The 7,488-nt window shown below is 72.2% G+C and carries 6 protein-coding genes; 2 read left to right on the top strand and 4 right to left on the bottom strand.

The genetic code is table 11. The features are described 5' to 3' along the window. The coding region (locus tag AB4880_RS10730; RefSeq protein ID WP_367919220.1) for a LysM peptidoglycan-binding domain-containing protein at nucleotides 1–409 on the bottom strand (409 nt) is incomplete at its 3' end. A 288-nt stretch (nucleotides 410–697) separates the two neighbouring features. Between AB4880_RS10730 and lexA the strand changes: the two genes are divergently transcribed. Together lexA and AB4880_RS10720 are read left to right on the top strand one after the other, a co-directional pair. Then, nucleotides 698–1,453 (top strand): transcriptional repressor LexA, encoded by a 756-nt coding sequence (gene lexA / locus AB4880_RS10725; protein ID WP_367919219.1) that lies wholly within the window; start codon nucleotides 698–700, stop codon nucleotides 1,451–1,453. A 56-nt stretch (nucleotides 1,454–1,509) separates the two neighbouring features. After that, nucleotides 1,510–3,144, top strand: a complete 1,635-nt coding sequence (locus AB4880_RS10720; protein ID WP_367919218.1) for an MXAN_6640 family putative metalloprotease — start codon at nucleotides 1,510–1,512, stop codon at nucleotides 3,142–3,144. On the opposite strand, the gene AB4880_RS10715 is transcribed toward AB4880_RS10720, so the two are convergent. The 3 genes from AB4880_RS10715 to hflX all read right to left on the bottom strand — a co-directional run bounded on the left by AB4880_RS10715 (nucleotide 3,122) and on the right by hflX (nucleotide 7,479). After that, nucleotides 3,122–5,125 (bottom strand): ATP-dependent DNA helicase, encoded by a 2,004-nt coding sequence (locus AB4880_RS10715; protein WP_379228717.1) that lies wholly within the window; start codon nucleotides 5,123–5,125, stop codon nucleotides 3,122–3,124. The genes AB4880_RS10720 and AB4880_RS10715 overlap by 23 nt on opposite strands. Before the next feature lie 56 nt (nucleotides 5,126–5,181). Continuing rightward, a complete protein-coding gene (locus AB4880_RS10710) occupies nucleotides 5,182–5,865 on the bottom strand; it encodes an SGNH/GDSL hydrolase family protein (RefSeq protein ID WP_367919217.1) in 684 nt (227 codons plus the stop codon). A 93-nt stretch (nucleotides 5,866–5,958) separates the two neighbouring features. Continuing rightward, nucleotides 5,959–7,479, bottom strand: coding sequence for a GTPase HflX (gene hflX / locus AB4880_RS10705; RefSeq protein ID WP_367919216.1), 1,521 nt, complete (start codon nucleotides 7,477–7,479; stop codon nucleotides 5,959–5,961). Nucleotides 7,480–7,488: the final 9 nt, after the last annotated feature.

Below are 7,488 nucleotides of genomic sequence, written 5' to 3'. Positions count from 1 at the left end.
CGCTCGGGACGCGCAGCTGCTGGCCGACGAAGACCGAGCCGCCATCGATGGCATTGAGGTCTTCGATGGTGCGCATCATGTCGCGGACGTCGCCGCCGCCGGTGGCCGCGGAGGCGTCGCTGGCGATGTCCCACAGGGTGTCGCCGGGCGCCACGGTGACCACGTCGACCTGCGCCGGGCCGCCCGCGTCACGGGACGCGGCGGAGCCGGCGGCGAGCCAGACGGCCGCCGCGGCCACGATCAGGAAGGCGAGGGCGAACACCACGAGCCGGCCCCGGCGGGTGAGCCGGATCTGCCCCTCGCCGCCGTGCGACACCGGCGCGACGCGCGGGGCGGCGACGCGGGCGGGCCGACGAACGGCGGTGCGGCGGGCGGTGGTGATGCTCGGGACGATGGTGACGGTGCTCATGATGACCTCTGGACCTCCGGGGGAAGTGGACGGACCCTGTTGTACTCAGGGGGTCCGACGGAAGTGGTTCGATCAGACGTTCGATCGAACATGTGCACGAGATTAGAACACCGGTTCGAACAAAGTCCAGCATTTGTTCGAAACTTCGTTCGAACACCTTGGTCGCCGCACGAGCAACACGCCGTTCGAACACGTGTTTGAACTTCGCCCCCGACTTCGGTTAGCGTCGTCACACCGGTCCGCCGTCGCGGCCGGACCCCACCGACGCCGATCTGGAGGGCACCACCCATGGCTGACCGCAAGGCCGACAAGCAGGCCGACAAGCAGGCGAGCAGGGTGTCGGAGCTGCCCGACGGACCGCCCGACGCGACCGGGCTGACCCCGCGTCAACAGCGCGTGCTGGCCCACATCAAGGACAGCATCGAGAAGCGCGGCTACCCGCCGAGCATGCGCGAGATCGGCCAGGCGGTGGGCCTGACCAGCACCTCCAGCGTGGCCCACCAGCTGCGCACCCTGGAGGAGAAGGGCTACCTCAAGCGCGACCCCAACCGCCCGCGCGCGCTCGAGGTCTTCCTGCCCGAGGTGATGGCGGCTCGGCGCGCCATCGGCAACGTCGAGGAGCCCGACCGCCAGGGCTACGACGAGACCGGCATCGGCGACGCCGCTCCGGTCCCGGCCAACGTCCCGGTCGTCGGCCGGATCGCGGCCGGCGGCCCGATCCTCGCCGAGGAGCGCGTCGAGGACGTCTTCCCGCTCCCCCGCCAGCTCGTCGGCGACGGCCAGCTGTTCCTGCTCGAGGTCAGTGGCGAGTCGATGATCGAGGCCGCCATCTGCCACGGCGACTATGTCGTCATCCGGCAGCAGCCGACGGCCGAGAACGGCGAGATCGTGGCCGCGATGATCGACGGCGAGGCCACCGTCAAGACCTTCCAGCGCAAGGACGGCAAGGTCTGGCTGCTCCCCCACAACCCGGCGTTCGAGCCGATCGACGGCACCAACGCCACGATCCTCGGCAAGGTGACTGCCGTGCTGCGTCGGGTCTGAGCCTGACGATCGCGTAGGGTCAGGGGGTCCTGTCGTCCAGGCGAAGGCCGAACCCCATGACTCCTCGCAGCCGCTTCCCCCGCGCCGCGCTGCTGTCCGCGTCCCTGCTCGCCGGTCTGCTGACGGTGCCCTTCCTCGGCGCCGCGGCCCAGGCCGACGACAACGCACCGGCCCGCCCGGCCGGCTCGGCGTACAGCGACCCGTCGCTGATCGCCCCCGACCTGATCGACCCGGCACTCGGCGTCACCGCCGGCGACCCGACCGGCGACCCGACCGGCGACCCGACCGAGCAGGCCAAGCAGGCACTCGCGACGGTCCAGCAGATCATCGACCCGACCGTGCAGACGGTCACCGCCGACGGCACCAGCGCCGACCTCTCGGTCGCGCTGGCCAACCTGGCCACCAAGCAGGACGACCTCCCCAAGAACCTGCAGGACGACGCGGCCCGGCTGCTCGCCCGACCCAACAAGAACGACCCGCCAGGTGGCATCGAGTGCGATGCAGCCGGCAACGACAAGAACGGTCTGCCCTGCTACGGCGCCGCTACCGAAGCGCCGTCGGTCTGCGACAGCGGCATCTGCGTCCACTACGTCGCCTCCGGCCCCAACGCCGCCGGCGGCAGCTACGCCGCCACGGTCCTCGACGTGATGAAGAGCGTCGCCTCCCGCTACGTTGCCGCCGGCTACCGCAAGCCGCTGCCCGACCGCACCGTCGGTAAGTCCAGCGGCGGCGTGGGCAACGGCGACAACGTCTTCGACGTCTACCTCGCCGACCTCGGCAAGCGCGGCCTCTACGGCTACTGCACGACCGACACGCCGGTGGCAGGCCACGGCACGGCCCCCGCCTACTGCGTGCTCGACAACAACTACACCGAGCAGGTCTTCAACGCGCACACGCCGGTCGAGAACCTCGAGGTGACCGCGGCCCACGAGTTCTTCCACGCCGTCCAGTTCGCCTACGACGTCGGCGAGGAGGCGTGGCTCATGGAGGGCACGGCCACCTGGGCCGAGGACGAGCTCTACACCAACATCAACGACAACCGGCAGTTCCTCAGCTCCGGTCCGCTGGGGCGCCCGGCGCAGTCGCTGACCGCTCCGGCCGGCGTCTACGGCTCGTGGATCTTCTTCCGCTACCTCAGCGAGCGCTTCCCCACCCAGTACGGCGGCATGCCGGTCATCATCAAGGAGCTGTGGGACCGCGCGGCCGGCAACCCCGGCGCCCGCACCGCGCTCAACCGCCTGCTCGCCGTGCGCGGCACGGAGCTGCGCAAGCAGTTCGGCTGGTTCTCGACGTGGGACCGTCGTCCGGCCGCCTACTACTCCGAGGGCAGCGCCTACCGCGCCGCTCCGCTGTGGCGGAAGTTCCGGCTCACCAACACCCGTCGCAGCGCCTCCGCGCGCACCGACATCAACAGCCTCGCCTCGCGCACGGTCCGCTTCACCAGCGGCGCCACGCGCGGTCGGCTGCGGGTGAGCATCGACCTCTACAGTCGCGCCAGCGGCGGCTTCGCCACCGTGACCATCAAGGAGAAGGGCAAGTTGCCCGTCGCCCGGGCGATCGCGCTCAACGCGGCCGGCGACAAGCGGCCGACCTTCGCCTTCGGCCGCAAGGTGGCGTGGATCGAGATCACGCTCGCCAACTCCGGCACCCGCAAGCGCGCGGCGAAGATCAGCGCTCAGGTGGTGCGCTGAGCCTGCCGAGGGCGTTGCGCACCACGGTCGGGTCGGTCGTCGTCCACATCGGCGGCAGGCTCGCCTTGAGGAACGAGCCGTAGCGCGCGGTCACCAGCCTCGGATCGAGGACGGCGACCACGCCGCGGTCGTTCGTCGTCCGGATCAGCCGGCCGGCGCCCTGCGCGAGCAGGAGCGCCGCGTGGGTGGCCGCGACCTGCATGAAGCCGTTGGCGCCCGCCCGGTCGGCCGCCTTCTGCCGCGCGCTCATCAGCGGGTCGTCGGGGCGCGGGAACGGGATCCGGTCGATGATCACCAGCTGGCAGGTGTCACCGGGGACGTCGAGGCCCTGCCAGAGGCCGAGCGTGCCGAACAGGCAGGTGTGCGCGTCCTCCACGAACTGCCGGGCCAGCTCGGGCAGCTGGGCTTCCCCCTGCGCGAGCGTGGTCAGGTGCGGGAGCGCCTTGCGCACGTGCTCGGCCGCGGCCTCGGCGGCGCGCCGGCTGGAGAACAGTCCGAGGGTGCGGCCGTCGGCGGCGTCGACGAGCTGGGTGATCTCGTCGAGCTGGGCCGGGCCGAGGCCGTCGCGGCCGGGCGGCGGGAGGTGCCGGGCGACGTACAGGATGCCCTGGCGCGGATAGTCGAACGGGCTGCCGACGTCGATGCCCCGCCACGGCTGGGCATCGTCGGGCCAGTCCGTCCGGGGTGCGGCGAGGTCGACGCGTTCGGACGGCTTGAGGCCGACGGATCCGGCGACCGATGAGAAGTCGCCGCCGAGCATCAGCGTCGCCGAGGTGAGGACGACGGTGTTGTCGGCGAGCAGCTTGTCGCGCATCTGGCCCCAGACCTGGAGCGGCGCGACGCAGAGCATCGGCGGGATCCGGTCGGTGCCCTCGGTGCGCCAGAGGACGTCGGACTCGGAGTGCGCCGCCATCCGCTCCGCGGTGGTGAACACCTCCTGGACCATGCCCTTGGCCTGGGTCAGCGCGGCGTCGGGATCGCTGCCCGCCTCCGCCTTCGGGTACGCCGACAGGCAGGCGCGCGCCGCGTCGCGGACCAGCGCGAGGGCGTCGGCGAGGTCGTCGGGGACCCGCTCGAACCTGCCTGCCGGGGCGTCGGTGATCGCGGCCCGCAGCGCGTCGGCGGCGTCGGCCAGGTCGTCGCCCTCGTTGCCCTCCACGTGCCGCACGCTGCGCCGCGCGGCCCGCTCGACCTCGGCCGCCCACAGCTCGTCGGTGGCGGCCTGGGTGACCCGGGCGGCGAGCTCGTGCGCCTCGTCGATGACCACGGCGTCGTACTCGGGGATCATCGGGATGCCCTCGATCGCGTCGATCGCGAGCAGCGAGTGGTTGGTGACGATGAGGTGCGACTTCTGCGCCTTCTCCTTGGCGCGCTCGGCGAAGCACTCCTGGCCGAAGCCGCACTTGGTCGCGCCGAGGCACTCGCGCGCGGTCACGCTGACCTGCCGCCACTCCTTGTCGGTGTGCCGGGGGGCGTCGTCACGCTCGCCGGTACGGCCCTTCTCGGCGGCCTGCTCGGCCCAGTCGCGCAGCTCGAGGACCTTGCGGCCGAGCGCGCCGAGCGCCTCCTCGGCCTGGATCAGCTCGCCCTGGTCGTCGGGCGCGCCCTCGCGGATGCGGTGCAGGCAGGCGTAGTTGGACCGCCCCTTGAGCACCGCGTACGACGCGTCGACGCCCGGCGTCGTCCCCACGGCCTTGACCAGCCGGGGCAGGTCGCGCTCGACCAGCTGGTGCTGCAGGGCGAGGGTGGCGGTCGCGATCACGACCCGCTGGTCGTGAAGCAGGGCCGGGACCAGGTAGCCGAGTGACTTTCCGGTGCCGGTGCCGGCCTGGACGAGCAGGTGCTCCTTGTCGGCGAACGCCTCGGCGACGGCCTCGGCCATCGCGACCTGGCCGTCGCGCTGCTGGCCGCCGAGCGCCTCGACCGCGCTCGCGAGCAGCTCGCGGACGGGCGGGGACTGCACGGTCGAGCGGGAGGTCACCGGAGAACCCTAGATGGTCCTCGCCCGCGCGCTGCGCGCCCCTCCACAGGTCGGGGTCAGCCCGCCGCCAGCAGGGTCCGGATGTGGGCCGCGACGGCGTCGCCGAACACCCGCTGTCCGGCGGCGTCGGGGTGCAGCCGGTCGGCCTGGTAGGTGAGCCGGACCTCCACCATCGACAGGTACGGCGTCCCGGTGGCCACCGCGAGCCGGGCCAGCGTCGCGTCGACCGCGGCGACCGTGCCGGCGGGCCGCGCGGGGGCGGGCGGCGGCCCGACGACGAGCAGCCGGCGTCCGTGCAGCTCGCGCACCAGCCGGTCGAAGCCGGACCGGAGCTCGGCGACCGGCTGGTCGTAGTCGTTGAGCCCGCCCTCGACGACGACGAGCCGGGTGCCGGGGCGCAGGGAGCCGCGGATCCGGGTCGCATAGGACTGGTCGCCGCAGGCGCTGGCGTGGCGGCTGAACCCGCTGCCCGAGAAGCCGTCGACCCGGACTCGCCCGGACAACCGGACGGGCCAGGACTGGTCGGGGCGCAGCCCGGCACCGACGGAGTAGGAGTCGCCGACGACGAGCACGTCAGGGCCGCTGCCGGTGACGACCGCGGCGCGGGCGTCGGCGCGGGACTCGACGAAGGCGCAGCCGTCGGGGCGCGCGCCGGCCCTCGCCCAGAGCGTCGTGCCGACCACGCCGGTCACGATGAGCACCAGGGCGCAGCAGAGCACGAACCGTCGCCGAGTCACCACGGGATCATCCGTCGTACCGGACGATTTGGTCGCCGAATGGCCCGAATTTCGACAAATTCGTCCGGTACGACGCGGAGCCGGCACCCATGAGGGTCAGACGGCGTAGGCGGCGAGCTCGCCGGCGAGCGCCTCGGTGGCACGCCCGGTGATGCGGGTGCCGTCGGCGGTGTGCTCGAGGGTGCCGATCTCGCCGTCCTTGTGGATCCGGTCGATCAGGTCGCCGCGCGCGTAGGGCACGAGCGCGGTGAACTCCACCCGCGGGCGCGGGAGGTCGGCCTCGATGGCGGCCAGCGCGTCGGCGATGCCGTCGCCCGTGCGGGCGGAGACGGCGACGGCGTGCGGCTCGCGGCGCAGCACCCGGTCGACGACGAGCGGGTCGGCCGCGTCGACCTTGTTGATGACGACGAGCTCGGGGATGCCGCCCGCCTCGATCTCGGCGAGCACCTCGCGGACCGCGTTGAGCTGGCCCTCGGGGTCGGGGTGCGAGCCGTCGACGACGTGGACGATGAGGTCGGCGTCGGCGACCTCCTCGAGCGTCGAGCGGAAGGCCTCGACCAGCTGGTGCGGCAGGTGCCGTACGAAGCCGACCGTGTCGCTCATCGTGTAGACGCGGCCGTCGGCGGTCGCCGTACGGCGGGTGGTCGGGTCGAGCGTCGCGAACAGGGCGTCCTCGACGAGCACCCCGGCTCCGGTGAGCCGGTTGAGCAGCGAGGACTTGCCGGCGTTGGTGTAGCCGGCGATGGCCACGGACGGCACCTCGTTGCGACGACGCTCCTGGCGCTTGGTGTCGCGGGTGCCCTTCATCACCTTGAGCTCGCGGCGGAGCTTGGCGATCTTGTCGTTGATGCGGCGCCGGTCGGTCTCGATCTTGGTCTCACCGGGACCACGGCCACCGATGCCCTCACCGCCGGCGGCACGGCCACCGGCCTGGCGCGAGAGATTGCCACCCCAACCACGAAGGCGCTGCTTCATGTAGTTGAGTTGGGCCAGCTCGACCTGTGCCTGGCCCTCCTTGGACTTCGCGTGCTGGGCGAAGATGTCGAGGATCAGGGCGGTCCGGTCGACGACCTTGACCTTGACCTTGTCCTCCAGGTTGCGCAGCTGGGAGGGGGCCAGCTCACCGTCGCAGATCACGGTGTCGGCGCCGGTCGCCTGCACGATCTCGCGCAGGGCGTCGACCTTGCCGCGGCCGATGTACGTCGCCGGGTCGGGCGACTGCCGGCGCTGGTAGATCGCGTCGAGCACCTCCGAGCCCGCCGTCTCGGCGAGCAGGGCCAGCTCGGCCATCGCGTTCTCGATCTCGGAGATCGCGCCGCCGGTCCAGACCCCGACGAGCACCACCCGCTCGAGGCGGAGCTGGCGATACTCGACCTCGGTGATGTCCTCGAGCTCGGTGCGCAGGCCGGCGACCCGGCGCAGCTCGTGGCGCTCGACCAGGTCGAGCTCGCCGGTGGTCAGGTCGTCGTCGGGATCGGCGTCGGCATAGCCGGACTCCCAGTCGTCGACGGTGTCGGCGGCCCGGTTGTCGGGGTTGTCGGGGTCGTCGGGGTCGTCCCAGCCCTCGGTGGCACGGAGAGCGGCGGCGAGGGAGAAGTCTTCAGCGTGGTTCGTCATAAGCGTCAT

Origin of the sequence: Nocardioides ginsengisoli (assembly GCF_039537225.1) — a bacterium.
Taxonomy (GTDB): domain Bacteria; phylum Actinomycetota; class Actinomycetes; order Propionibacteriales; family Nocardioidaceae; genus Nocardioides; species Nocardioides ginsengisoli.
The sequence above is the reverse complement of the archived record's forward strand: the minus strand, read 5'-3'. Positions and strand labels throughout refer to the sequence as shown.